At 39.7% G+C, this 2,492-nt stretch carries 1 protein-coding gene; it reads right to left on the bottom strand.

Features of this window, described 5'->3' with window-relative positions:
• Positions 1-135: 135 nt before the first annotated feature.
• Positions 136-2,292, bottom strand: a complete 2,157-nt coding sequence (locus AC3LHT_RS10285) for an efflux RND transporter permease subunit (RefSeq protein ID WP_488662827.1) — start codon at positions 2,290-2,292, stop codon at positions 136-138.
• Positions 2,293-2,492: the final 200 nt, after the last annotated feature.

Genomic DNA, 2,492 nt, shown 5'->3' on the forward strand with positions numbered 1-2,492 from the left:
GAATTTTGCAAACCTGAGCTGGGTTAATTCCTTGAAGAACATACTATCTGTAACGATTGGGAACATCGTTGGACCAATTGTTTTCATCGTCTTGCCGTACTATTTCGCGTACCTCAGAAAACACTGATGTGATTGCTACATTCTTCGAATCCTCGTGATTAGAAAGGGAAGAAGAGTCAAGCTGACAAAACAGCTTGTAAGCATGGTGACCCACATGATACTTGCCAGATATGAGTGTATTGTCAAAGGTGAAAGAAACATCGCAGTCAAACCCACTGAAAGCCCCAAAGCGTTTGCGATAATTGGCTTTGATGCGCTAACGAAAGTTCTGTGCAACGCCTGTCTTTTGTCTCCTTCCTTAGAGTAATACCTGTATAACTCGGCGAAATGTATAGAGTAGTCTATTCCCACACCTATTACTATACTTGCCATGGTTACCGTTACGACGTTCAAATCCATGTTGAAATACCCCATGAAGCCAAAAAGTGCGATAAGCGTGATCGTCACGGGAATTACAGAAAGCAGAGGAGTAATAAAATTCCTTTGAGATAGCATCAACAACAGAAAAACGCAAGCCAAGGCAACCAGAAGAGATCTCAACTGCTGAGGTATTATTGAATCGTTCATTTCTTTCATTATAAACGGGATTCCTGATATATACAGTTCTGTGAATGCTTCGTTTTGAGAGTTCTCAACAACTGCGGTTAACTGCTCTAAAGTGGAGCTGTCAAGATTTGAGAGAAAGATCATACTTCTTGCAGATTTTCCCTCCGTATCTAAGAAATTGGACAACACTTCCTTTGGTAGAACTCTCTTTATCAAAAGCAATCTCAAAGGAAGTTGTGGATAGCCTTTCTCACCATAAAGTCTTTTGTTCATTGCGACTATGATATCGTACATAGACATGGTCTTTTCCACACCGTCAATATTGGCTATCTCGTGCTGTAACTCCAAGATATAATTTGCTGAATCAGCCCCATAAAGATCATTCCCAGAATAAACAAGAAAAACTGGCAGAGCGCTGCCGAAAACATCTTGGACCATCTGGATATTTCTTCTAACTTTCGTGTAGCTTTTGTATATTTCCATCATATTGAAATCACTTTTGAGTAAAAACAACCCTGGCGTGAACCCAATCACAATAGCAAGCGCAATGAGCAAAGCTTTTCTATCCGAGAATCGTTCGAAAAACGCAGAGATTCTAAGAGTTTTGCCTTTAACAGAGGAATTCGAGAAATTGACCAGAATCAATGGCAGGACAAACCACGTTGCTACAGCGGCAAGTCCAATGCCAACACTCGCGAAGATACCCATTTGAACCATAGATTGCGAATTTATAGTCGAAAGAGAGATGAACCCCGCCATCGTTGTGAGTGTTGTGAGTATCATTGCCTTGCCCACACTTGAAAGCGTTATAGCTAATGAATCACTGTTAGGGTGTCCAGAAGCCTTGTTTTCCAGAAAATGTGAGACGAAATGAAGACCATCAGCACTTCCCATAACAATTGTGAAGATAGGGACTAAAACAGTTACTAAAGAGAGTTCTTTGCCAATCCAACCTAACATTCCCATCGTCCACAAAGCAGCTATGCCCGCCGGCAACACGCACAAAATCGTAGCTTTGATGCTACCTATTTGCCATCTAAACACAATTAATATCAAGACAAAAGCCATCGGCGGAAGCGTGAAGACTATCATCAATATATAGTCAAAAATTTTCGTTTCAAGGTAGCTATTTCCAGATATATAAAAGGTATATCCATTCAAAGCCTTTTCCACATTCTTGAGCATATCTCTGGAATTTGAATTGGAGTTTACCAGGAACATTGCATAGTATTTGTCATCATACTGGTGGATATTTATCATTTGAGGTGTTTCCGAGGCAAACTGAAGAACTTTTTCAACATTTTCAGAAGTTATATCCTTCATGTCTACAAATTGAAAACCCACAGGAAGTTTCTCTGGCACAGGGGGAACTACACTTTTTACTCCCGGGACGGATTTCAGTGCGTCGTTTATCGAAAAAAGTTTCCTTATTCCATTTACCGAAAAAACGTTTTCCTTAAACTCAACCATAACAACTACCTGATCCGTGCTACCAAAGTCCTGGCTCATCTTCTGGTAAATCTCCTTGGCTTGTGAGCGCTTAGGCATGAAAACATTAAAATCACTGCTGATGTGAATTTTCATCAATCCGAGGAAGGCTATCAAATTCACTATAAGAAGAACTATTAAAAGATATTTCCGCTTTCGCTTCACAAACGCAATGTATCTTTGAAATCTATCGAACATGCCCTTATCTTATCACAACTTTGAATTCTATCAATCATTGAGTACATTGATTTTGTGGGTGATTGGGCAAGCATTGAAATAGCCGTAGATTCCTCATAGGTACGGAATAAACCTGAGCTTAAAGCCAACGAAATAGCCGTATTACCAAGGTTTCAATTCCTCATAGGTACGGAATAAACCTAATATATATTAACATATAC

This window comes from Kosmotoga sp., assembly GCF_982836095.1.